This is a genomic window from Cupriavidus sp. IK-TO18, assembly GCF_015549295.1.
Taxonomy (GTDB): domain Bacteria; phylum Pseudomonadota; class Gammaproteobacteria; order Burkholderiales; family Burkholderiaceae; genus Cupriavidus; species Cupriavidus oxalaticus_A.
In genome coordinates, this window is sequence record NZ_JADGMP010000007.1 from 136,302 (window position 1) to 159,412 (window position 23,111).

Here is a 23,111-nt window from a genome sequence, read left to right on the forward strand (position 1 = left end):
CCCATACTACGGCGGAGGTTACTCTGATTGGAGCGGCGCCAGGTACTACGGCGGTAATCGCAAATGGGATGGTGACTGGAATCGCGGCTGGGACCGGGACGAGAAACGCAGCAGGGGCCGCGATTGGAACGACGGTGACAACCGCAGTTGGAATCGTGGTGGAAATCAAGGCGAAAACCGCGGTGAGAAGCGTGGGTGGAATCGCGGCGATGAGCGAGCGGAGAATCGCGGCTCGGACCGCCGCGCCGAGCGTGGCGAAGACAGAAGCAGTGGCCGCGGCGGCAACCGCGCTGATGACCGTGGAGGAAATCGCGGGGGCGACGGCGGTAGAGGTCGAGGCGGAGATCGTGGCAACGATTGACAGGCCTGGAGCGCACAGAAGGTCGCGGATGTGGAAGCAAATTGCGCCGATTGCTCGCCAAAGGAACGCAAGATGAGGCAATCCAGCTTTCCGTACTTGGTCATGTTTGTTCCTGCTACGTTTGTAAGCGTGCCGGTCTCTGCCGGCTGTCACGCCTGGTTCTCACACGCGCGGCGCTCCGCTCTCGGGGTTTAGTCGTCGCCTTTCTTCAGGCGCTCGAATTCCGCTCGAAGCTCATCCTGTTGCACCATGTCGGGCACGTACCTGACAGGTTTGCGGCGAGGTTCAAGGCTTCCACGGTCGTCGCCTGCTGCAGTCCATGACCTGCGCGAAAGTCAGGGCGTCTTCCTGTGACAGTTGCAGGGCAATCTGATACGAGTAAAGGAGTTGAGCAGGTCATTTACGTCGGGATTGCGCATGCGGAGGCAGATGTCGCGCGACTCCTCGTCCGTGAGGGCCGGCACATCCAGAGGTAGCGCTTTGCTTGGCATGGGCCGTCAGCGCAGGGAAAAACGAATGGTGGTGTCGTCCAGCGCAGCCCAAGCACCGACGGCGAGCCACACCTCAAGGGGGTGATCGATGGCCCACGCCGGGAATTGTCCATCCCTCGTTGTGCGGCACGGCACAGCACTGGTTGACTCTGTTGTGTCGCAAACAGATCAGGGCACGTTTCTTAAATGAAACTTAGGCCTAAGGCTACCGTGACGATGAGGGTCTGCCAGGCGCACCATTGCATCCGGATTGGACCACCAATCTCCTGCTGTGCCTGATGTTGACCCCAAGCAGGTTGCAAGACGCAGGCCGGCCGTAAGGCCGATTTGACAATCGCCGGGGACACACTGTGAGTTCAACCAAAACCGTGCCTTGCTTACTATGCGCTGCACTCGCGCGACGCTGGCTTGACCGACAAGATCGCCTGCGCGGTAGTCAAATATACCGCTGCGCTGCCTGTGGCGGGAGATTCGCAGTTACTGGCGACGCTCTGGGTGCTATCGAGCAGGGGCGTTGGGATGTTCCTGAATTGAAGGCTGCGGTTCGGCAGAACATTGCTTCGGGCGCCCTGCCGCGCATCGAGGATGTTGAAGGTAGGCCCCGCTTGATCGCGGTCGGCCGCCAGGCATCCTGAACTCCGGCACATGAATTGCGGTGCTATGAGCCAACGTATGTAGCGAAGCTACGGGCAGGCAAGCAGTGGGCGCCGATCGCTCTGAAGGCGCGTGCCGATTTGCGCGTTCTCTGTGGGTAGGCGAGGGGGCTCCGTTGCCTCGCAAACATTTCTTGCTCACCTCGGGCCGACACGCGTCGATGTCCTGCAGGGCGAGAACAGCGGCGCTGCTACCCATTGGCGGATCCCTCCTTCTGCCGTCGGGTGTATTCGCTGACCTCGCCGCTTGCACAGAATGGAGTGGGCCTTGGCTGCATAGGCCAAGGCCCGTTTGGGCTACCGAAATTCCCCCGTCAAAACAGATATGAGGCCTTGGCTGCATGGGCCCAAGGCTCTTACTACAGGTCCCCCGTCACATCATATGCCGCATCGCACAAGAGCTTCGTTATGAATTGTGATGCAGCGCACAATATTGTCGCGAGTCACTTTATGGCGCTCGTCGATCGCTTGCTCGGCGCGGTAAGCCGACCAGTAGAAGTGGGAATATCGGCCGTGCCATAAAAAGCCATTCTCCGCTGGACTACTGCGAAGAGACGGCCGAGAAGGGAGGAAATTCCGTTCGTGCGTTTTGCGCTGGCGGGTATGCGACCGAGTGCGGTGACCGAGCAGATGGACGAGGGCGATGAGGCTTGCCGTTGAAGCGGATGGGGCGTTCTTTCATCATGCTAGGATTCCTCTGAAACGATGGGAGCGCGCCATGTCGAGCCATGCCTTGGTCGAAGAAGGGGAGTATTTCTGCCACTGCACGGTCTGGAAGTCGAAATCTGGATCCTGGGAGGCATCGGTATTGTTCGAGCGCAGAATCGATCACGCAAACGAGTTTGTCCCAGGCTTGCGACACAAGATCAAAGCCACGTTCAATAGCGAGGAAGAGGCGATGGCTGAAGCAATTGCTTACGCAAAGGCTTGCGTCGAGAACACTAAGACCGGGCTGTAGCCTCATGCGGCCACTCCGAAGCATTTTGATTCCTTCGCCGACCAACTCGCCATCTCAGGCGCGTTGGCGCTTACCAGTGCTGCCGCCTTACACGCGCGGCGTTTCGGCCAGCTTCCTATGCAGGCGAACTGCACTTAGAGAATCGGAATAGACGGCGGCGCTGCGGCATGCTGCGGACGCTGCGCGAGCGGGACGACTTGGTCTTAAAGGGCTACGATGGGATAAGAGCTTTCGGCAATTCGCTCCATGAGACCTCACATCCCTCATTCCCATCATGCATACCGTACCGGTGATCCGAGGCACGGCTGGCGCCACTATTTGATCCTCGCGGCGGTGGTGCTCGGGCTGGGCCTACTCTTCCTGGCGTGGCCTGGCTAAACGCGCTTGCGCGGAGGGGATGGAGATCCCTGCGTCATCGTCTTGGACGCTCCTTTCAGTGCCAGCGACGCCCACAATCGATGTGGCTCCTGTACCATACGCGCCTTGCATTCCAAAGGGGTCGTATGTTCTTTCGAGCAGCGGTAATAGGGGCTGGCGTGGCAGTGGCCGCGATGATGGCCGGATGCGCCACCGGCACATCGGAGAAAGATATTCGTGCGCGTCCGCCGATGCGCTTGTTCACGCCGGCAAAAATGGCTGACGTTGCCAAATGCCTGCGCAACAATCTCGGCGACGAAGCCACGATGGTCAACCTGCCGGCACAGAACCAGATGGAAATCCGGATCGGACAGCCAAAGATCAGTGGCGAATTTGCGTATGCCTACCTGATCTCGCTGACCGCCAGGCCGGATGGCACGGCGGTCGAGTTGCGCAAGACTAATACATGGTTCCCGCAGATGACTCCGGAAGAACTGGAGACGGAAACCAAGGCGTGCGCGCGTAGCTGATCAGGCCAGCTTGCTAGTGGTTTCCAGTTCAAGCATCCTGCAGATCGCGGCCATGCTGCCTACCATGGTCCGGCGCTGCGCGCCCTGATAGACGCGCACGCCCTTGCACTGGCGGAAGGGCACCGGCTTGACCGGGCGGCGGGCGGCGACGTGGTGGGTTTGCGGCATGGTTGCACCTCTTTTTCAGGCAAAAGCGGGGTCAACACCCGGCAAGCCGGGCGGCGTCTGCAAAGCAATGGAAGCGGGTGGGTCCGCGCAGGCGAAGCGCCTGCCGTGACCGGCTAGAAGCCGGAGGATCGGATCAGGCCGACCGCGATGCCTTCCAGCGAAAACTCTTCGCGCCCCGGTTCAACGATGATGTTGGCGAAGTCCGGGTTTTCCGCGATCAGCTCGATATGGCCGCCGCGCCGTTGCAGGCGCTTGACCGTGACATCGTCGCCGAGTCGCGCCACCACGATCTTGCCGTTGGGCGCTTCGCTGGCCCGGCGCACGGCGAGCAGGTCGCCGTCGAGAATGCCGGCGTCGCGCATGCTCAGGCCGCGCACGCGCAGCAGGTAGTCGGGGCGTTCATCGAAGACCGAGGCGTCCACCTGGTATTGGCGGTCGATATGTTCGGCGGCAAGGATGGGGCTGCCGGCTGCGACGCGGCCAACCAACGGCAGCGTCAGCTGCAAAACGCCGGGGATGGGTAGCGAGAACTGGTCCGGCATTTCCGAGTCGCTGCGCGAAACCTTCAGGCGGATGCCGCGCGAGGCGCCAGGCGTCAGCTCGATCACGCCTTTGCGGGCCAACGCGCGCAGGTGCTCTTCCGCGGCATTTGGCGAGGAAAAGCCAAATTCGGCAGCAATCTCGGCACGCGTCGGCGGGAAGCCGGTACGGCGGATCGTATTGCGGATCAGATCGAAAATCTGCTGCTGCCGGGGTGTCAGGGTCGCCATGGGATCGCCGTTCCGTGCGGGCGCGCTGGGCAGGGTTGGATGGGCTGCCCAACGGGGTGGGCGGTCCCCGAAATCCTGCATCCGGCGGGCCGGGCACTGTATGTTTAAACAGTATGCTGTGATTTTATACAGTATCGGCGTCAGCGCAAGCAGAATTTTTGCTGGCGCGCGTGAACCGATCGGCCTCGGCGCGGGCCATTCCGGTGGAAGTCCGCCGTTACAATCGCGATTCCATCGCCCGGCGCATGTATTCCCTTCTGTTTCCTGAGCCCCAGCATCCATGACCCAATTGCCTCGCATCGTTGTATTGGCTACCGGCGGCACCATTGCCGGCGCTTCCGGCAACCCCGCCAGCAGCGCGCACTACCAGGCGGCCACCGTGCCCGTGTCGTCGTTGCTTGCGGCGGTGCCGGCGCTGCAGTCGGTGGCACGGATCGAAGCCGAGCAGGTGGCGCAGGTCGACAGCAAGGACATGACCTTTGCGCTGTGGGTCGCGCTGGCCGCTCGCGTCGAGCACTGGTCGGCGCAGGCGGATGTGGCGGGCATCGTGATCACGCACGGCACCGATACGCTGGAAGAAACGGCGATGGCGCTGCACCTGACCCAGGCGTGCCCGGTCCCGGTGGTGATGACGGCGGCGATGCGGCCGTCCACCTCGCTGTCGGCCGACGGGCCGCTCAACCTGCTCGACGCGGTACGGGTGGCGGCGTATCCGGATGCGCGCGGAAAGGGCGTGCTGGTGGTGCTGAACCAGCAGATCCATGCGGCGCGCGATGTTGCCAAGGCGCATACCTCGGCGGTGGATGCCTTCGTGTCCCAGTGCGGGCCGCTCGGGCTGGTGCAGGACGACTACGTGGGCTTTGCCCGCACGCCCCGGCAGGCATGGGCGATCGGTCCGATGCCGGGCGCATGGCCGGTGGTCGAGATCGTGGCGAGCTACGCGCAGCCGGGCCGGATCGCCGTCGATGCGCTGGTGCAGGCTGGCGTGGCGGGCCTGGTGGTGGCCGCCGCCGGCAATGGCTCGATACACGAAGTGCTGGCGGAGGCCCTGGTGGATGCCGCCGCCGCCGGAGTGGCGGTGGTGCGCAGTTCGCGCACCGGGGCAGGTCATGTGGCGATTCCGGCGCATCCCAGCCCGTCCGATGGCGTTTTTGTCTCCGCCTCGGACCTGAATCCGTATAAGGCGAGGGTACTGCTGGCATTGGCGCTTGCGGCGGATCCTGCGCTGGCACGGGATCCCGTGCGCCTGCAGGCCGCCTTTGCCAAAGCCTGAGCCAGCCTTGCCGCTTGCGCGCCCCGTTGGCGCCGGGCTATAATTTAAGGCTATTCAACCTTGCCACACCGGACTCGTGACGCCCGGGTGGCTAATCCCAAAAGGAGCGTCAATGCGTCATTACGAAATCGTCTTCATCGTCCACCCGGACCAGAGCGAGCAAGTGCCGGCCATGATCGAGCGCTACAAGCAGCTCGTGACCTCGCAGAACGGCAACGTTCACCGCGTGGAAGACTGGGGCCGTCGCCAGATGGCCTACATGATCCAGAAGCTGGCCAAGGCTCACTACGTTTGCCTGAACATCGAATGCGGCAAGGACACGCTGGCTGAACTGGAACACGCCTTCAAGTTCAACGACGCCGTTCTGCGCCACCTGATCGTGCAGACCAAGAAGGCTGAAACCGCTCCTTCGCCGATGATGAAGGAAGTGCAGCGCGAAGAAGCCCGCAAGGCCGCGCAAACGACCACCGAAGGCCAGGCCGCCTGAGTGCGGACTGCGGTGCGCGCCCAGGCTGACCATGTCGGCCCTGGCGGCACGGATGGCAAACGGCAAGAGGCCCCGCGTTGAACCAACTTCGGCTTGCCGCCACTTTGGCGGAACGCGATGCCCTGCGCTATACCCCGGCCGGAGTGCCCGTCGTGAACTGCATCCTGCAGTACAGCGGCGAGACGGTCGAGGCGGAAACGCCACGGCAGGTTGAGTTTGCCATCGCGGCAATGGGGATCGGGCCGGTGGGTCAGCGGCTTGAGCGGTTACCGCTCGGCACGCTGCTCGACTGCGAAGGATTCCTCGCCCGCAAGCACCGCAACAGCAAGGCTCTCGTCTTTCACATCACCGGATGTAAAGCATTCGTAAAGGATTGAATCATGGCATTCGTCAAACGTGACAACAAGAACAAGAAGCGCTTCCAGCAACAGAACCCGCTGTTCAAGCGCAAGCGCTTCTGCCGCTTCACCGTGGCTGGCGTGGAACAGATCGACTACAAGGATCTGGACACCCTGAAGGACTTCATCGGCGACAACGGCAAGATCACGCCGGCCCGCCTGACCGGTACCAAGGCCCACTATCAGCGTCAGCTGGATACGGCGATCAAGCGTGCGCGTTTCCTCGCGCTGCTGCCGTACACCGACCTGCACAAGAACTGATAGGCCCTAGGTCCGTAACGGAGAAAACACGATGCAAGTCATTCTGCTGGAAAAAGTCATCAACCTGGGCAACCTGGGTGACATCGTCAAGGTGAAGGACGGTTACGCTCGTAACTTCCTGATCCCGTCGAAGAAGGCGCGCCGCGCCACGCAAACCGCGATCGCCGAATTCGAAGTCAAGCGCGCCGAGCTGGAAAAGGCCGCCGCCGAGAAGCTGGTCGCGGCGCAAGCCGAAGGCGAGAAGCTGAACGGCCTGACCGTCCAGGTCAGCCAGAAGTCGGGTGTGGACGGCCGTCTGTTCGGCTCGGTCACCAACGCCGACATCGCCGTGGCCCTGGAAGGCCAAGGCTTCAAGGTCGAGAAGGCTCAGGTTCGCCTGCCGAACGGCCCGCTGAAGATGGTGGGCGACCACCCGATCAGCGTCGCGCTGCACACCGACGTCGTGGTCGACGTGACCGTGTCGGTGCTGGGCGAGCAGGTCTAAGACCCGCTGCAGCGGTGCCGCTGCGCGGCGCCGCCCGAAGCACTGCAAGCAGAAAAGGCAGGAGCCCTGGCTCCTGCCTTTTTTGTTGCCCGCTGGCGCTGGCCGGCAGATGTTGGACGCACGTCCGGCAAATGTCCGGTGTAGTGCGTCCTCCTGCCAGCGTCCCGCCGTTATAATCCCTCCCCATGAACGCGCCCGTCGCCGACCCCCAACTCGACAACCTCAAGGTCCCGCCGCATTCCATCGAAGCCGAGCAGTCGGTGCTCGGTGGCCTGCTGCTGGACAATGCCGCCTGGGACCGCATTGCGGACTTCCTTTCGGAGGCGGATTTCTACCGCTTCGACCACCGGATGATCTTCCAGAGCATCGCCCGGTTGATCTCGGCCACCAAGCCGGCCGACGTGATCACGGTCTATGAAATGCTGCAGGTTGCGGGCAAGGCCGAGGAAGTTGGCGGGCTGGCGTACCTGAATTCGCTGGCACAGAACACGCCCAGCGCGGCCAATATCCGCCGCTATGCGGAAATCGTGCGCGAGCGTGCGGTGCTGCGCAAGCTGGTTACGGTGGCCGACGATATCGCCTCGGCCGCCTTCGCGCCCAAGGGGCGGGAAGTCCGCGAGCTGCTGGACGAAGCTGAATCCAAGGTCTTTGCGATCGCCGAGGAAGGCGCGCGCGGCCAGGCCGGCTTCCAGGAAATCCAGCCGCTGCTGACGCAGGTGGTGGAGCGCATCGACGAGCTTTACCATCGCGACAGCACCAGCGACGTGACCGGCGTGCCCACGGGCTTCGTGGACCTGGACCGGATGACCAGCGGCATGCAGGGCGGCGACCTGATCATCGTCGCCGGCCGCCCGTCGATGGGTAAGACCGCGTTCTCGCTGAACATCGGCGAGCATGTGGCGGTGGAGCAGGGCCTGCCGGTGGCAGTGTTCTCGATGGAAATGGCCGGCACGCAGCTGGCCATGCGTATGCTCGGCTCGGTCGGGCGGCTGGACCAGCACCGGCTGCGTACCGGCCGCCTGCTGGATGAAGACTGGCCACGCCTGACGCATGCCATCCAGCGCATGAACGATGCGCAGCTGTTCATCGACGAAACTCCCGCGCTGAACCCGATGGAACTGCGCGCGCGCTCGCGCCGGCTGGCGCGCCAGTGCGGGCAGCTCGGCCTGATCATCATCGACTACCTGCAGCTGATGTCGGGCTCCGGCGGCGGTGAGAACCGCGCGACGGAAATTTCAGAGATTTCCCGTTCTCTGAAGGGCTTGGCCAAGGAACTCAACTGCCCGGTGATCGCGCTGTCGCAGCTGAACCGAAGCCTGGAACAGCGTCCCAACAAGCGTCCGGTGATGTCCGACCTGCGTGAATCCGGCGCTATCGAACAGGATGCCGACGTGATCCTGTTCATCTACCGCGACGAGGTCTACAACCCCGATTCGCAGGACAAGGGCACCGCCGAAATCATTATCGGCAAGCAGCGTAACGGCCCGATCGGCACGGTGCGGCTGACCTTCCTGGGCCAGTTCACCAAGTTCGACAACTTCACCGGCGGCCCGGCGTTCTTCGACAACGACACCTGACGAAGTCAAGCCGCCTGCAGAGATCGCGCCGCTGGCCGTCTCGTTTGTGCCAAATCGGCGGGCAATGTCCGCGTAACCCTGTAAAATATTGCGCTTTGATGACAGCCGCCGACCCGGCGGCTGTCGTGCTTCGCGTTCAATCCATCTGCAACACATCAGCAGCGCTACACGCGCCGCCTTAAGGAACATTCCATGTTCGGCCGATTCATGCCCACCGAGGGCAAGTTCTTCGAATATTTCAACCAGCACGCCGACTGCGCGGTGACCGCCGCCCACGAGCTCCAGGCCCTGGTCAACGACCTGCCCAACGCCGAGGCCCATGCCCGCCGCGTCCAGGCCACCGAGAAGAAGGCCGACCGGATCACGCACGACACCATCGACCTGCTGCACAAGACCTTCATCACGCCGCTGGACCGCGACGAGATCCACAAGCTCATCACGACCATGGACGATATCCTGGACCTGATGGAAGACGTGGCCGAGACCATCTCGCTGTACGACGTGACCAACCTGACCGACGAGGCGCTGCGCCTGGCCGCAATCTGCGTGCAGTGCTGCGACCAGGTCAAGATCGCGGTGGGCCTGCTCGAGGACATGGGGAATGCCAGCACCATCCTGAAGACCGCCCAGCAGATCGACCAGCTCGAGTCCGAGGCCGACCGCGTGATGCGCTCGGCGATGTCGAAGCTGTTCCGCGACGAGACCGACGTGAAGCGCCTGATCAAGCTGAAGGCCATCTACGAACAGCTCGAGACGATCACCGACAAGTGCGAGGACGTCGCCAACATCATCGAAGGCATCGTCCTGGAAAACGCCTGAGGCGGCAATCGGCATGCAGACCATTCAAATGAGCCTGTGGGTGATTGCCCTGCTGGTGGCGCTCGCGCTGCTGTTCGACTTCATGAACGGCTTCCATGACGCGGCCAACTCGATCGCCACGGTGGTGTCCACCGGCGTGCTCAAGCCGCACCATGCGGTCGCTATGGCGGCGATGTGCAACGTCGTCGCCATCTTCGTCTTTCACCTGAAGGTGGCGGCCACCGTCGGCACCGGCACCATCGATGTCGGGATCGTCGACCACTACGTCATCTTCGGCGCCCTGGTCGGGGCGATCGCCTGGAACGTCATTACCTGGTACTACGGCATCCCGTCGTCGTCGTCGCACGCACTGATCGGCGGGCTGGTCGGCGCGGCGGTGGCCAAGGCCGGCACCGGTGCGCTGGTTGGCAGCGGTCTGCTGAAGACGGTGGCCTTTATCCTGATCTCGCCGTTCCTGGGTTTCGTGCTTGGCTCGATCATGATGGTGATGGTGGGCTGGACCTTCTTCCGCACCCCGCCGTCGCGTGTAGACCGCTGGTTCCGCCGGCTGCAGCTGGTGTCGGCCTCGCTGTACAGCCTGGGCCATGGCGGCAATGATGCGCAGAAGACCATCGGCATCATCTGGATGCTGCTGATCGCCAGTGGCCACGTGATGGCTGGCGGCCAACCCCCGACATGGGTGATCGTGAGCTGCTATGTGGCCATCGGCATGGGCACGCTGTTCGGCGGCTGGCGCATCGTGCGAACCATGGGGCAGAAGATCACCAAGCTCAAGCCGGTGGGCGGCTTCTGTGCCGAGACCGGGGGAGCGCTGACGCTGTTCTTTGCCTCGGCGCTGGGCGTGCCGGTATCGACCACGCATACGATCACAGGGGCCATCGTCGGCGTCGGTTCGGCGCAGAAGATGTCCGCGGTGCGCTGGGGCGTGGCCGGCAATATCGTGTGGGCCTGGGTGCTGACGATCCCGGCATCGGCCTTCATGGCGGCGATCGCATGGTGGATCGGGCGCCATATCCTGTAACGCAGGGTTGGACGGTCATGCAAAAAGCCAGGCAGCTGCCTGGCTTTTTGTTTGCCCGCGTGCCAGGCGCTCAGCGGTTGGCGAAGGCGGCGATGGGATCGTCGTCGTCGGGCAGCGGGGCCGGTTCCGGTACCGGCGGCGCTGGTGCGGGGGCCGGTATAGCAGGCGGCGGCAGGTTGATCGCGCCGGAAACCACGCGCCGCGCGCCGTTGTAGCGCGAGGCCCAGTATGGCTTGCCCATGTCTTCCAGCCGCACGGTGCCGCCGGACGATGGCGCATGGACAAAGCGGTTCTGGCCGACGTAGATGCCGACATGCGAGTTGGCGCGTCCGGTGGTGTTGAAGAACACCAGGTCGCCGGAGGCGACTTCGCTGCGGTCGAGCGTGGTGCCGCGGGTGCCCATGGCTTCGGTGGTGCGCGGCAGGTCCACGCTGGCGGCACGGGATACCACATAGCGTACCAAGCCGCTGCAGTCAAAGCCGGCATCCGGCGTGTTGCCGCCGTAGCGGTAGGGCGTGCCGACCAGCGACATCGCCTGGATCGAGATCTCCTCGAGTCCGGCGCTGGGATCGACCATGGGCTTGCCGGGCGTACGCGGCAAGCTGCCATGGCGAGAGGGTGGGGAACTGGCGCACGCTGCCAGCAGCAGTGCGGCGGCGCAGAGCAGCGGCATGCCGGCCCGGGCAAGCGGGCCTGGCAGTGCGGGAGGACTGGAAGAGCTAGGGGTACGGGGCAATGGCATCGCTGGATTCCGGTCGCCGGCCTGCCGGCGCACCGGAAGCCTTGACGCTACCAGCGTAGCTGGGCGTTGCGCGTACCGGTGCTGACCTTGATCGACTTGGCCTGGCCCTTGTAACTGGCTTCGATATTGTAGCTGCCTTCCGGCGCACGTATCAGGCAGCGGGGGCCGGCGGCGCGGAAGGTTGCGACCTCCTGTTCGTCGCGTACCAGCTTGACCGCGACGTCGGACAGGAACTCGCCCGCGGCGCCTTGCGTGAACAGGATGCCGATATTGAAATCCTTCTCGCGCGCGGCCAGCGCATCGCGCTCGTCTTCGGCGACACCGCCGCAGACATAGCTGACCGGACCCATGGTGCGAATCACCAGGTCGTCAGCCGCTGCGCGCGCCTGAAGCGGGCCGGCCAGGACCATGGCAGCGCCAATCAGCGCGGCCAGGCGGAGATGCTGTTGGTTCATCGACGCCTCCGGTTGGGGGTGCGGGACAACAAGCGGATGTGCGGACATCATAGCCGCATTGTGCTTGCCGTTCACGACAGCGGGCCGGGGCGACCGCCCGCAAGGCAGGCGTCCCGGCTGCCGCCCGCGTCAGAGCACGTCGCCGGCGTGGTCGGCCAGGCGCGAGCGCTCGCCGCGCGCCAGCGTGATATGCCCGCTGTGGCTCCAGCCCTTGAAGCGGTCCACCACGTAGGTCAGGCCGGACGAGCCTTCGGTCAGGTACGGCGTGTCGATCTGCGCGATATTGCCCAGGCAGATGATCTTGGTGCCGGGGCCCGCGCGCGTCACCAGCGTCTTCATCTGCTTGGGCGTCAGGTTCTGTGCCTCGTCGATGATGACGAACTTGTTGACGAAGGTGCGGCCGCGCATGAAGTTCATGCTCTTGACCTTGATGCGCGAGCGGATCAGCTCCTGCGTGGCGGCGCGGCCCCAGTCGCCGGCGCTGTCGTCGCTCTTCTGCAGCACTTCAAGGTTGTCGTCGAACGCGCCCATCCACGGCTGCATCTTCTCTTCCTCGGTGCCGGGCAGGAAGCCGATGTCCTCGCCGACCGGCACGGTGGCGCGGGTGACGATGATCTCGTTGTAGAGCTTCTGGTCGAGCACCTGCTCCAGGCCTGCCGCCAGCGCCAGCAGCGTCTTGCCGGTACCGGCCTGGCCCAGCAGCGTGACGAAGTCGATGTCGGGATTCATCAGCAGGTTGAGCGCGAAGTTCTGCTCGCGATTGCGCGCGGTCACGCTCCACACATTGTTCTTGTGGTGCGTGTAATCCTTGAGCGTCTGCAGCAGTGCGGTCTTGCCGTTGATTTCCTTGACCTGCGCGTACAGCGGCAGGCTGCCGTCGACCGGTTCCAGGTAGACGAACTGGTTGACCAGGAAGGAAGGCACCAGCGGTCCGGTCAGGCGATAGAACATCGCGCCGGACTTGGGATCCTGCCAGCTTTCCACGCCCTTGCCGTGCTTGGCCCAGAAGTCGCTGGGCAACTGCATGACGCCGGCGTAGAGCAGGTCCTTGTCTTCCAGGACCTGGTCGTTGTAGTAGTCCTCCGCCGGCAGCCCCAGTGCGCGCGCCTTGATGCGCATGTTGATGTCTTTGGACACCAGCACGACCTGGCGCTCGGGGTATTGCTGCTGCAGCGCGCTGACCACGCCCAGGATCTGGTTGTCGGCCTTGCCCTGCGGCAGGCCCTCGGGCAGCTTGATGTCGTTCAGCCGCGTCTGGAAGAACAGCTTGCCCTGCGCGTCGCGGTTGCCGAGCTTCTCCAGCGGCAGGCCCTCGTCGAGTACGCCGTCGGTGCCGCCCACCAGCGAATCGAGCGTGCGGCTGACCATGCGCGCGTTGCGCGCGACTTCGCTCATGCCCTTCTTGTGGTTGTCCAGTTCTTCGAGCGTCATCATCGGCAGATAGATGTCGTGTTCCTCGAAGCGGAAGAGCGAGCTCGGGTCGTGCATCAGCACGTTGGTGTCGAGCACGAACAGCTTGCTCGGGCCTTCGGCCTTGCGCGCGCGGCGCGAGGTGCCGGCCACGGGCTTGACCAGGCTGACCGGCGGCGCGCTGGCCGTGGGCGCGGGCCCGGCCGGGGTCTCGGTGCTGCGGGCGCGGGTACCACCGGCGGCGCGCGCCTTCACGGCAGGCGCCCTGGCCTCGCCGGTTTCCAGCAATGCCACGCGCTCGAGTGCCGGCACAGGTTTCTTCAACTGTGTGGCGGACTTGGCCTTGGGCACCGCGGAGACCGGAGCGAATTCGCTCGGGTCCAGCAATTGGGCAGGCTTGGCGGGCATGGTAGGCAGCGGCATGCTTGGCTTTCCTTTCAGGGGGACGAGAGAGGGGCTAAGGCGTCCGTGCCGCGACGCGCGACTGCGTCGTGGTCATGGGCCGGGGCATGCATGCGCGAGGCACCCGGCGCGGACAGGCGTGAGCGCAAACAAAAAAGCCGCCATGCCTGCATAACAGGGTTGGCGGCTTCTTTGCGGACCGGCGACACGGCAGGTCCGCGACCGGCCTGTGGCGCGAACCGCCTGGGCCGGGAAGTCGAATCAGCGTGGCATCCGGAATCTGAACTCATTACGGGCCAATGTATCCGAAGGTCCCGGGTTTGGCAATTGGGTTTGGCAACCCTTTGCGGCGCCGGCTGTACGCGGTGTCGCAGCCACGCAAAACACGCAGGACCTCAGATGGCGCGCACCAGTTCCAAAATTTCGTCGACATGGTTCGGCACCTTGATGCCGCGCAGCTCGTGCCGCAGGATGCCCTTGCCGTCGATGACAAAGGTGCTGCGCTCGATGCCGCGATACTCCTTGCCATAAAGCTTTTTCATCTTGATGACATCGAACAGTGCGCACACCGCTTCGTCGGCATCGGAGATCAGTTCGAACGGCAGCTCGAGCTTGGCCTTGAAGTTCTCGTGCGAACGGATGCTGTCGCGCGAGATGCCGAACACCTGCACGCCGGCCTTGGTGAAATCCTCGTACTGGTCGCGGAAGTTCATGGCCTCCGTGGTGCAACCCGGCGTGTTGTCCTTCGGGTAGAAGTACAGCACCACCGTCTTGCCGCGGAAGTCGGCAAGGCGGAAGGTGGCGTCGCCGGTCATCGGCGCGCTGAAGTCGGGTACGGCCTTGTTGAGACTGATCGTCATTCTTGTGGCTCCTGGGCAAGGGGCAGGGAGATTCGGGAAGGGGGGTGCTGCCACCTTAGCGGGAGCAGATTGGGGCGCGCACCCGGACTTCAAGCGTGGCGTGGGCTCAACTTCGGCGTGGGCGCACCACGCGATCCCGCTTCGACCTCAGGCAGCGCCGGCGGCCGGCTCGATCAGCAGCACCGCAGCCACCTTGCGGCCCTCGGCCATCAGGATGTTGTAGGTGCGGCAGGCGGCCTGCATGTCCATCGCGTCGACGCCCACATGGCGGCGCGAGAGCGATGCGGTCAGGCGCGGGTGCGGGAAGCGCAGGCGCGAGCCGGTGCCAAGCAGCACCACTTCGGGATTGAGTTCGGCCAGCTGTTCGAAATGAGCCGGCTCGAGTTCTTCGAAGCGGTTCACCGGCCAGGGCCGGATTTCGCCCTCGGGCATGACCAGGATCGAGGTGGTGTGGCGGACGAGGTTGATCTCGATATAGTCCGGCCCATAGGCCGTGACGGTATTCAGCGACTGGGGCTGGTCGGCGTGGAGTTTCACTTGGAGGCCTCTGCGGCGGCCGCCGCGGATTGCATGGCCGGCCCGTGGGGCGGAAGGCCGGCAGCGCGGGCGGTCGTGGTGTGACGGGCAGGACAGGCGCAGGGCCGGGCCATGGCCCGCGTTCGCTTGCCGTACGCGCCGGTGGCGTACGCTGCAATGCAAGAATCCCTGCCGAAGTCTGTCATAATCCGATAAATTATAGCTTTTGCCTCCCTGTTTGCCACGCCTGTGCCACGCGCGCGTTGCATTGCAGCGGACGGCGCCTCCGCGTTCTTCCAGATTTAGCCAGGTTTTCTGCCCGGTGCCGCCGACGCGGCACACTATGCCTGCCCGACAGCCTGACCGACAGCTTGCCCCGACATCGCCGTGAAACCCATCCAGAAATCCAACAAACTCAATAACGTTTGCTACGACATCCGCGGTCCGGTGCTGGAAAAGGCCAAGCAGATGGAGGAAGAAGGGCACAAGATCATCAAGCTGAATATTGGCAACCTCGCCGTATTCGGTTTTGACGCGCCGGAAGAGATTCAGCAGGACATGATGCGAAATCTGCCGAATTCGGCAGGTTATTCTGATTCCAAGGGCATTTTCGCTGCACGCAAGGCGATCATGCACTATACCCAGCAAAAAAATATCGAAGGCGTTGGCCTGGACGATATTTATGTCGGCAACGGCGCCTCCGAGCTGATCGTGATGGCGGTCAATGCGCTGCTCAACACCGGCGACGAAGTGCTGGTGCCGGCGCCGGACTACCCGCTGTGGACCGCCGCGGTCAGCCTGTCCGGCGGCACGCCGGTGCACTATATCTGCGACGAGGCCAACGAGTGGATGCCCGATCCGGCCGATATCCGCGCCCGCATCACGCCGCATACCAAGGCCATCGTCATCATCAACCCGAACAACCCCACCGGGGCGCTGTATTCGGATGAGCTGCTGCTCGAGATCGTCGCCATCGCGCGCGAGCATGGCCTGATCATCTTCGCCGACGAGATCTACGACAAGGTCCTGTACGACGGCGTCACCCACACCTCGATTGCCTCGCTGTCGACCGACGTGCTGACGGTGACCTTCAACGGCCTGTCCAAGAACTACCGCTCGTGCGGCTACCGCGCGGGCTGGATGGTGGTGTCGGGCGACAAGCGCCCGGCCATCGACTACATCGAAGGCCTGAACATGCTGTCGTCGATGCGCCTGTGCGCCAACGTGCCGGGCCAGTGGGCGATCCAGACCGCGCTGGGCGGCTACCAGAGCATCAACGACCTGGTCGCGGAAGGCGGGCGCTTGCGCCGCCAGCGCGACCTGGCCTATGAACTGATCACCGCGATCCCGGGCGTGACCTGCGTCAAGCCCAAGGCGGCGCTGTACCTGTTCCCGAAGCTGGACCTGTCGATGTACCCGGTGCAGGACGACCAGGAGTTCATCTACGAACTGCTGCAGGAGTCCAAGGTGCTGCTGGTGCAGGGCTCCGGCTTCAACTGGGCCAAGCCCGACCATTTCCGCATCGTGTTCCTGCCGCATGAGGAAGACCTGCGCGAGGCCATCGGCCGTATCGCGCGCTTCCTCGAGGCGTACCGGAAACGCCACGGCAAGGCAGCGGCCTGATTTCGCGGGCTGCGCCGCAACCCATCCTTAGCAACTCAGAAGATTGTCCATGAACCCCATCAAAGTTGGCCTGCTCGGCATCGGTACCGTCGGTAGCGGCACGTTCAACGTGCTCAAGCGCAACCAGGAAGAAATTCGTCGCCGCGCCGGCCGCGGCATCGAGATTGCCGTGGTGGCCGATCTCAACACTGAACGCGCGCGCGAACTGACCAACGGGGAAGTGGAGATCGTCAGCGACGCTCACCAGGTGGTGACGCGCCCCGACATCGACATCGTCATCGAACTGATCGGCGGCTACGGCGTGGCGCGCGAGCTGGTGCTCAAGGCCATCGAGAACGGCAAGCACGTGGTCACCGCCAACAAGGCGCTGCTGGCCGTGCATGGCAACGAGATCTTCGAAGCCGCGCGCAAGAAGGGCGTGATCGTGGCCTTCGAAGCCGCGGTCGCCGGTGGCATCCCCATCATCAAGGCGCTGCGCGAAGGCCTGACCGCCAACCGCATCCAGTGGATCGCCGGCATCATCAACGGCACCACCAACTTCATCCTGTCCGAGATGCGCGACAAGGGCCTGGATTTCGACGTGGTCCTGAAGGAAGCGCAGCAGCTGGGCTACGCGGAAGCCGATCCCACCTTCGACATCGAGGGCGTCGATGCCGCGCACAAGGTCACGCTGATGAGCGCGATCGCCTTCGGCATGCCGGTGCAGTTCGACCGCGCGCACGTGGAGGGCATCACGAAGCTGTCCGCCACCGACATCAAGTACGCCGAGGAACTGGGCTACCGCATCAAGCTGCTGGGCATCACGCGCCGCCGCGACGACGGCGTGGAACTGCGCGTGCATCCGACCCTGGTGCCGGCCGCGCGCCTGATCGCGAACGTGGAAGGTGCGATGAACGCCGTGCTGGTGCAGGGCGACGCCGTGGGCGCCACGCTGTACTACGGCAAGGGTGCCGGCGCCGAGCCGACCGCCTCGGCCGTGATCGCCGACCTGGTCGACGTGACCCGCCTGCACACCGCCGACCCGAACCACCGCGTGCCGCACCTGGCGTTCCAGCCCGACGAGCTGTCGAGCGTGCCGGTGCTGCCGATCGAAGAGATCAACAGCTCGTACTACCTGCGCATGCGCGTGGCCGACGAGACCGGCGTGCTGGCCGAGATCACCCGCATCCTGGCAGAGGGCGGCATCTCGATCGACGCCATGCTGCAGAAGGAATCGCGCGAAGGCGAGCCGCAGACCGACATCATCATCCTCACGCACATCACGCGCGAGAAGCACGTCAACGCCGCCATCGCCAAGATCGAGGCGCTGTCGACCGTGCTGTCCGACGTGACGCGCCTGCGCATGGAAGAACTGAACTAAGCGCAGCCACCGCATAGCCACAGCAGAGCCACATGAAATACCAGTCGACCCGCGGCCATGACATGCCGCAATCGTTCTCCGAGATCCTGCTCGGCGGCCTGGCCCCCGATGGCGGCCTGTACCTGCCCAAGCAGTATCCGCAAGTCACGGCCGACGAGCTGGAGGCCTGGCGCAAGCTGCCGTATGCCGACCTGGCCTACGAGGTCCTGCGCAAGTTCTGCGACGACATTCCTGCCGAGGACCTGCGCGCGCTGACGCGCAAGACCTATACCGCCGAGGTGTACTGCAACGCGCGCGAGGGCGATAACACCGCCGACATCACGCCGCTGCGCACGCTGGGCGAAGAAGGCGGTACGAAGCTGCAACTGCTGGGCCTGTCCAACGGCCCGACGCTGGCCTTCAAGGACATGGCGATGCAGTTGCTCGGCAACCTGTTCGAGTACGCGCTCGCCCGTGCCGGCCAGGAGCTGAACATCCTGGGCGCGACCTCCGGCGACACCGGCAGCGCCGCCGAATACGCGATGCGCGGCAAGCGCGGCATCCGTGTGTTCATGCTGAGCCCGCACCGCAAGATGAGCGCGTTCCAGACCGCGCAGATGTTCAGCCTGCAGGACCCGAATATCTTCAACATCGCCATTGAAGGCGTGTTCGACGACGCGCAGGACATCGTCAAGGCCGTCTCCAACGACCACGAATTCAAGGCCCGCCAGAAGATCGGCACGGTCAATTCGATCAACTGGGCGCGCGTGGTGGCCCAAGTGGTTTACTACTTCAAGGGCTGGCTGCTGGCGACCGACGGCCCGGGCCAGAAGGTCTCGTTCTGCGTGCCGTCGGGCAACTTCGGCAATGTCTGCGCCGGCCATATCGCGCGCATGATGGGGCTGCCGATCGACAGGCTGGTGGTCGCCACCAACGAGAACGACGTGCTCGACGAGTTCTTCCGCACCGGCGCCTACCGCGTGCGCAAGTCGGCCGAGACGTATCACACCTCCAGCCCGAGCATGGATATCTCCAAGGCCTCGAACTTCGAGCGCTTCGTGTTCGACCTGCTGGGCCAGGACGCCGGCAAGCTGGCTGCGCTGTTCCGCGACGTGGATGAGAAGGGCGGCTTCGACCTGGCGGGCACGCCGGAATTCGACCGCATCCGCGCATTCGGCTTTGTCTCGGGCCGCAGCACGCACGAGGACCGGCTGGCGACCATCCGCGACCTGTCGTCGCGCTATGGCATCACCATCGATACCCACACCGCCGATGGCGTCAAGGTGGCGCGCGAGCATCTCAGCGCCGGCGTGCCGATGGTGGTGCTGGAAACCGCGCTGCCGGCCAAGTTCGCCGACACCATCCGCGAGGCGCTCGGCCACGAGCCGGAGCGTCCGGCCAGGTTCGAGGGCATCGAGAGCCTGCCGCAGCGCTTTGAAGTGATGCCGGCCGACGCCGCCAGGGTCAAGGCCTATATCGCCGGCCACACCGGCCTGTAAGCACGCTGGCGCCAAGGGCACGCTGCGGCACCGCGGCGTGCCGTGTCCGCGCCAACTCGCTACAATCAGGCTGCGGGCCCGATCCCCGGCCCCCGGATTGCTTCCTGCTGTCATGGCGGAGGCGATGCGCGGGCCGTTTCTTTTTGGCCAACCCGCATGGGCCAACCCTTCCTGCACATCGCACCATGACCCAAGCCGCAGCACCTTCCCGTCCCCCGATGCTGACCATGGCCCAGGCGCTCGATGCGCTGCTGTCCGCCGCGCGCCCGCTGGCGCAGGTAGAGCAGGTCGACACGCTTGACGCCAATGGCCGCGTGCTGGCCGCGCCCGTGACCAGCACGCTGCGCGTGCCGCCGGCGGACAACACCTCGATGGATGGCTACGCCATGCGCGCCGCCGATGTCCCGGCAGCGGGCACGCGGCTGCGCGTGTCGCAGCGGATTCCGGCGGGGCATGTCGGCACCGAACTGCAGCCGGGCACCGCCGCGCGCATCTTTACCGGCGGCCTGATTCCGCCAGGCGCCGACGCCGTCGTGATGCAGGAGCAATGCACGGCGGAGGGCGAGGACGTGATCGTCAACCACGTGCCGCAATCCGGTGAATGGATCCGGCGCGCAGGCGAGGACATCGAGGCCGGCAGCGTGATCCTGCCCGCGGGCACGCGGCTGACGCCGCAGGCGCTGGGTCTGGCCGCGTCGGTCGGGCAGGCGAAGCTGGACGTGGTGCGCCGCGTGCGCGTCGCGGTGTTTTTCACCGGCGACGAACTGGCGATGCCGGGCGAGCCGCTCAAGCCCGGCGCGATCTACAACTCGAATCGCTTCACGCTGCGCGGCCTGCTGGAAAACCTGGGCTGCGAGGTCAGCGACTTCGGCATCGTGCCCGATACGCTGGCGGCCACGCGCGAGACGCTGCGCCGCGCGGCGCAGGGGCACGACCTGATCATCACGTCGGGTGGCGTGTCGGTCGGCGAGGAAGACCATATCAAGCCCGCGGTCGAGGCGGAAGGTCGCCTCGACATGTGGCAGATCGCAATCAAGCCGGGCAAGCCGCTGGCGTTCGGCCAGGTCAACAGCGCAGGGCCCGACCGGGCGTTTTTCCTGGGCCTGCCGGGCAACCCGGTGTCGAGCTTCGTTACCTTCCTGCTGTTCGTGCGGCCGTTCATCCTGCGCCTGCAGGGCGTTGCCGACGTGGCGCCGCGCCGCCTGCCGCTGCGCGCCGATTTCGAACTGAACAAGGGCGACCGCCGCAACGAGTTCCTGCGCGCGCGCATCAATACCGAAGGCGGGCTGGACCTGTTTCCCAACCAGAGTTCCGGCGTGCTCACGTCCACGGTATGGGGCGACGGGCTGATCGACAACCCTCCCAACCAGGCCATCGCGCGCGGCGAGACCGTGCAGTTCATTCCGTTTGACGGCCTGCTCGCATAGCCGGCCCGCATTACCAGCATGTACACAGAGGCAGTCATGACCATCGAACTACGATTCTTCGCCAGCGTGCGCGAACAACTCGGCGTGGCCGAGGAGCGCGCCGAGGTGCCGGCCGAGGTCCGCACCGTGGGCGAGCTGCGCCAGTGGCTGCGCCAGCGCGGCGGCGCCTGGGCCGAGACCCTGGCCGAAGGCCGCGCGCTGCGCATGGCCGTCGACCACGCGGTGGCGCGCCCCGACACGGCGATCACCGATGGCTGCGAGGTTGCCTTCTTCCCGCCCGTTACCGGAGGCTGAGATGAGCGTCAGGGTTCAGCGCGAGGATTTCGACCTGGGCGCCGAGGTGGCGGCACTGCGCGCCGGCAACCCGCAGGTCGGCGCCGTGGCCAGCTTTATCGGCACAGTGCGCGATGTCAGCGAGGGCAGCGCCATCAGCGCGATGGAGCTGGAGCACTACCCGGGCATGACCGAGAAGGCGCTGGCGCAGATCGAGGCGGCGGCGTGCGCGCGCTGGGAACTGCTGGGCGTCACCGTCATCCATCGCGTCGGCCCGCTGCTGCCGCTGGACCAGATTGTGCTGGTCGCGGTCGCATCGAAGCATCGCGGCAATGCGTTCGCGGCTTGCGAATTCATCATGGACTACCTCAAGTCCGAAGCGCCGTTCTGGAAAAAGGAAGAAACGCCGGAAGGCGCGCGCTGGGTCGATGCACGCGTGACCGATGAGGACGCGCTGAAGCGCTGGGGTATCCAGTCGCTCAACGCCAGCGGAGAGGGTGGAGAGGGCAGCGAGGGCAAGCCCTGATGGGCCCGTTGGGGTTTGTCGCCGTCGGCGTCGGCGCCGCGGCGGGGGCATGGCTGCGCTGGGGTTTCTCGGTGCTGTGGAATGCGCTCAACCCCGCGCTGCCGTACGGCACGCTGGCCGCCAACCTGCTGGGCGGCTACCTGATCGGGCTTGCCGTCGGTTTTTTCGATACCCATGCCGGCCTGCCGCCGGAATGGCGCCTGCTGGCCATCACCGGTTTCCTTGGCGGCCTGACCACGTTCTCGACCTTTTCCAGCGAGGTGCTTGCCAACCTGCTCGCCGGCGACTACGGCTGGGCAGCGATGCACCTGCTGCTGCACCTGGGCGGCTCGCTGCTGCTGACCGCGCTGGGACTCTGGACTTACCGCGTGCTGGCCTGAGCCACCAGCGCGCGCAGCGCGGCATTGAATACCTGCGGCTGCTCCATGTGCGGACTGTGGCCGGCGCCGGCGATCACGGTGAGGCCCGCGTCGGGCCGCAAGCCGTGGGTGGCGATGCCTACTGCCGGGGCATACAGCCGGCTGGCCTCGCCATACAGGTGGAACAGCGGCAGGCGCGCCGTGCGCAGCGTGTCGCGGAAGTCCTGCCTTGCCATGTCTTCCCATAGCGCGGCCAGCGTGGCGGCCTCGCAGCTCTGCGCCATCCGCGCAATGCGCTGCATCGCCGCGCCGTCGGGGCGCCGTCCTGCCGCCCACAGTCCCAATGCCACCGAAGGCGCCAGCCGCGGCCAGTCGGCGCGGATGCGCGCCGCCATCTGCCTGGCCTGGGTCATGTCGTAATGGCCGTGGAGTCCGTGCGGCCATTGCGGGTCGGTGACCAGCCGGGGCGTCATGTCGATGCTGCCAACTGCCGCCAGTGGACAACCCGGATGGTCACGCAGCAGCGTCCATGCCACCATCGCGCCCATCGACCAGCCCGCCACGACCACATCGTCCAGCCCGAGATGGCCGACCAGCGCCGCGGCATCGCGCGCCAGCGCCGCGATGGTGGTGCCGGTGCCGTGCCGCGACAGCCCGTGGCCGGCATGGTCGGGCGCAATCACCCTGAATCCCGCCCGCGCCAGCGCGCGCTGGCCGTCGAAGGCTTCGCCGGTGACGGACCAGCCGTGCAGCAGCAGCAGCGGCCGGCCGGCGCCGGCTTCGCGCCAGCCCGGCAAGGCGCCATGCGCCGGATGTGTGGAAAAGGGCGGGGCGGCGGCGCTGTCACAAGCCGAATCGGGAGCGTCCAACGACGTGTCTCTCCAGGCGGTAGGTGGGGGGCGATGCAAGCGAGGGCAGGGTGCGCCTCTATTGACATCCACGCCGGTCAATTTATACGATGAAACATGAATCAGATATCAGGTTTTGCCTGCATATCGGTTTCCGGGGTGGCGGCAGGGGCGAGGAGGAGTAGGAGGAGGTGCCTGCGGCATGACCCGAAGCGGCTGGCATT

General features: G+C 65.0%; 26 protein-coding genes. 18 read left to right on the forward strand and 8 right to left on the reverse strand.

What is annotated here, in order from left to right; all coding sequences use genetic code 11:
- Window positions 1-155: 155 nt before the first annotated feature.
- The 3 genes from IPF36_RS05930 (at window position 156) to IPF36_RS05940 (ending at window position 3,350) form a co-directional block, all read left to right on the forward strand.
- Window positions 156-437: a hypothetical protein gene (locus tag IPF36_RS05930; RefSeq protein WP_195427573.1), complete on the forward strand. Its 282-nt coding sequence runs from the start codon at window positions 156-158 to the stop codon at window positions 435-437.
- Window positions 438-2,223: 1,786 nt separating this feature from the next.
- Window positions 2,224-2,463, forward strand: a complete 240-nt coding sequence (locus IPF36_RS05935; protein ID WP_133096468.1) for a hypothetical protein — start codon at window positions 2,224-2,226, stop codon at window positions 2,461-2,463.
- Between the two features lie 536 nt (window positions 2,464-2,999).
- Window positions 3,000-3,350 carry a hypothetical protein gene (locus tag IPF36_RS05940; protein ID WP_240745881.1) on the forward strand — a complete coding sequence of 117 codons (351 nt, stop codon included), beginning with the start codon at window positions 3,000-3,002 and terminating at the stop codon, window positions 3,348-3,350.
- Here IPF36_RS05940 and IPF36_RS05945 read toward each other — a convergent pair whose 3' ends face one another.
- Together IPF36_RS05945 and lexA are read right to left on the reverse strand one after the other, a co-directional pair.
- Complete coding sequence (locus tag IPF36_RS05945; protein ID WP_165971523.1) at window positions 3,351-3,518, reverse strand: hypothetical protein; 168 nt, start codon at window positions 3,516-3,518, stop codon at window positions 3,351-3,353.
- Between the two features lie 113 nt (window positions 3,519-3,631).
- On the reverse strand, window positions 3,632-4,288 hold the full coding sequence (lexA, locus tag IPF36_RS05950; protein ID WP_029048697.1) for a transcriptional repressor LexA: 657 nt from the start codon (window positions 4,286-4,288) through the stop codon (window positions 3,632-3,634).
- A 280-nt stretch (window positions 4,289-4,568) separates the two neighbouring features.
- Between lexA and IPF36_RS05955 the strand changes: the two genes are divergently transcribed.
- The 8 genes from IPF36_RS05955 (at window position 4,569) to IPF36_RS05990 (ending at window position 10,608) form a co-directional block, all read left to right on the forward strand.
- A complete protein-coding gene (locus IPF36_RS05955) occupies window positions 4,569-5,561 on the forward strand; it encodes an asparaginase (protein WP_195427574.1) in 993 nt (330 codons plus the stop codon).
- 112 nt (window positions 5,562-5,673) lie between these two features.
- Complete coding sequence (gene rpsF / locus IPF36_RS05960) at window positions 5,674-6,048, forward strand: 30S ribosomal protein S6 (RefSeq protein ID WP_029048699.1); 375 nt, start codon at window positions 5,674-5,676, stop codon at window positions 6,046-6,048.
- A gap of 77 nt (window positions 6,049-6,125) precedes the next feature.
- Window positions 6,126-6,425 carry a primosomal replication protein N gene (gene priB, locus IPF36_RS05965; protein ID WP_133096466.1) on the forward strand — a complete coding sequence of 100 codons (300 nt, stop codon included), beginning with the start codon at window positions 6,126-6,128 and terminating at the stop codon, window positions 6,423-6,425.
- Between the two features lie 3 nt (window positions 6,426-6,428).
- Window positions 6,429-6,707: a 30S ribosomal protein S18 gene (gene rpsR, locus IPF36_RS05970; RefSeq protein ID WP_006575387.1), complete on the forward strand. Its 279-nt coding sequence runs from the start codon at window positions 6,429-6,431 to the stop codon at window positions 6,705-6,707.
- 31 nt (window positions 6,708-6,738) lie between these two features.
- The gene (gene rplI / locus IPF36_RS05975) at window positions 6,739-7,191 is read left to right on the forward strand and encodes a 50S ribosomal protein L9 (protein ID WP_135705474.1); all 453 of its coding nucleotides are present in this window, start codon (window positions 6,739-6,741) and stop codon (window positions 7,189-7,191) included.
- Window positions 7,192-7,376: 185 nt separating this feature from the next.
- Window positions 7,377-8,768, forward strand: a complete 1,392-nt coding sequence (locus tag IPF36_RS05980; protein WP_063238032.1) for a replicative DNA helicase — start codon at window positions 7,377-7,379, stop codon at window positions 8,766-8,768.
- Window positions 8,769-8,960: 192 nt separating this feature from the next.
- A complete protein-coding gene (locus IPF36_RS05985) occupies window positions 8,961-9,587 on the forward strand; it encodes a DUF47 domain-containing protein (protein ID WP_010809517.1) in 627 nt (208 codons plus the stop codon).
- A gap of 13 nt (window positions 9,588-9,600) precedes the next feature.
- Window positions 9,601-10,608: an inorganic phosphate transporter gene (locus IPF36_RS05990; RefSeq protein WP_133096464.1), complete on the forward strand. Its 1,008-nt coding sequence runs from the start codon at window positions 9,601-9,603 to the stop codon at window positions 10,606-10,608.
- Between the two features lie 70 nt (window positions 10,609-10,678).
- Here IPF36_RS05990 and IPF36_RS05995 read toward each other — a convergent pair whose 3' ends face one another.
- The 5 genes from IPF36_RS05995 to IPF36_RS06015 all read right to left on the reverse strand — a co-directional run bounded on the left by IPF36_RS05995 (window position 10,679) and on the right by IPF36_RS06015 (window position 15,014).
- Window positions 10,679-11,281, reverse strand: coding sequence for a C40 family peptidase (locus IPF36_RS05995; protein ID WP_255519694.1), 603 nt, complete (start codon window positions 11,279-11,281; stop codon window positions 10,679-10,681).
- 116 nt (window positions 11,282-11,397) lie between these two features.
- Window positions 11,398-11,805 (reverse strand): hypothetical protein, encoded by a 408-nt coding sequence (locus IPF36_RS06000; RefSeq protein WP_133096462.1) that lies wholly within the window; start codon window positions 11,803-11,805, stop codon window positions 11,398-11,400.
- A 129-nt stretch (window positions 11,806-11,934) separates the two neighbouring features.
- A complete protein-coding gene (locus tag IPF36_RS06005) occupies window positions 11,935-13,638 on the reverse strand; it encodes a PhoH family protein (protein ID WP_195427575.1) in 1,704 nt (567 codons plus the stop codon).
- 374 nt (window positions 13,639-14,012) lie between these two features.
- Window positions 14,013-14,477 (reverse strand): peroxiredoxin, encoded by a 465-nt coding sequence (locus tag IPF36_RS06010; RefSeq protein ID WP_133096460.1) that lies wholly within the window; start codon window positions 14,475-14,477, stop codon window positions 14,013-14,015.
- Window positions 14,478-14,624: 147 nt separating this feature from the next.
- Window positions 14,625-15,014, reverse strand: a complete 390-nt coding sequence (locus IPF36_RS06015) for an Mth938-like domain-containing protein (protein WP_133096459.1) — start codon at window positions 15,012-15,014, stop codon at window positions 14,625-14,627.
- A 366-nt stretch (window positions 15,015-15,380) separates the two neighbouring features.
- On the opposite strand from IPF36_RS06015, the gene IPF36_RS06020 reads away from it, so the two are divergent.
- The 7 genes from IPF36_RS06020 to crcB all read left to right on the forward strand — a co-directional run bounded on the left by IPF36_RS06020 (window position 15,381) and on the right by crcB (window position 22,060).
- A complete protein-coding gene (locus IPF36_RS06020; RefSeq protein ID WP_133096458.1) occupies window positions 15,381-16,616 on the forward strand; it encodes a pyridoxal phosphate-dependent aminotransferase in 1,236 nt (411 codons plus the stop codon).
- Between the two features lie 49 nt (window positions 16,617-16,665).
- Window positions 16,666-17,976 carry a homoserine dehydrogenase gene (locus IPF36_RS06025; RefSeq protein WP_135705472.1) on the forward strand — a complete coding sequence of 437 codons (1,311 nt, stop codon included), beginning with the start codon at window positions 16,666-16,668 and terminating at the stop codon, window positions 17,974-17,976.
- 32 nt (window positions 17,977-18,008) lie between these two features.
- Window positions 18,009-19,454, forward strand: coding sequence for a threonine synthase (gene thrC / locus IPF36_RS06030; protein WP_133096456.1), 1,446 nt, complete (start codon window positions 18,009-18,011; stop codon window positions 19,452-19,454).
- A 185-nt stretch (window positions 19,455-19,639) separates the two neighbouring features.
- A complete protein-coding gene (gene glp / locus IPF36_RS06035; protein WP_195427576.1) occupies window positions 19,640-20,881 on the forward strand; it encodes a gephyrin-like molybdotransferase Glp in 1,242 nt (413 codons plus the stop codon).
- A gap of 36 nt (window positions 20,882-20,917) precedes the next feature.
- Window positions 20,918-21,175, forward strand: coding sequence for a molybdopterin converting factor subunit 1 (gene moaD / locus IPF36_RS06040; protein WP_029048714.1), 258 nt, complete (start codon window positions 20,918-20,920; stop codon window positions 21,173-21,175).
- Window position 21,176: 1 nt separating this feature from the next.
- The gene (moaE, locus tag IPF36_RS06045; protein ID WP_133096454.1) at window positions 21,177-21,680 is read left to right on the forward strand and encodes a molybdopterin synthase catalytic subunit MoaE; all 504 of its coding nucleotides are present in this window, start codon (window positions 21,177-21,179) and stop codon (window positions 21,678-21,680) included.
- Window positions 21,680-22,060: a fluoride efflux transporter CrcB gene (gene crcB / locus IPF36_RS06050; RefSeq protein WP_133096453.1), complete on the forward strand. Its 381-nt coding sequence runs from the start codon at window positions 21,680-21,682 to the stop codon at window positions 22,058-22,060. Before moaE ends, crcB begins: the two co-directional genes overlap by 1 nt.
- Here crcB and IPF36_RS06055 read toward each other — a convergent pair.
- Window positions 22,042-22,908: an alpha/beta fold hydrolase gene (locus tag IPF36_RS06055; protein WP_133096452.1), complete on the reverse strand. Its 867-nt coding sequence runs from the start codon at window positions 22,906-22,908 to the stop codon at window positions 22,042-22,044. The two genes, crcB and IPF36_RS06055, sit on opposite strands and share 19 nt — an antisense overlap.
- Window positions 22,909-23,111 lie beyond the last annotated feature (203 nt).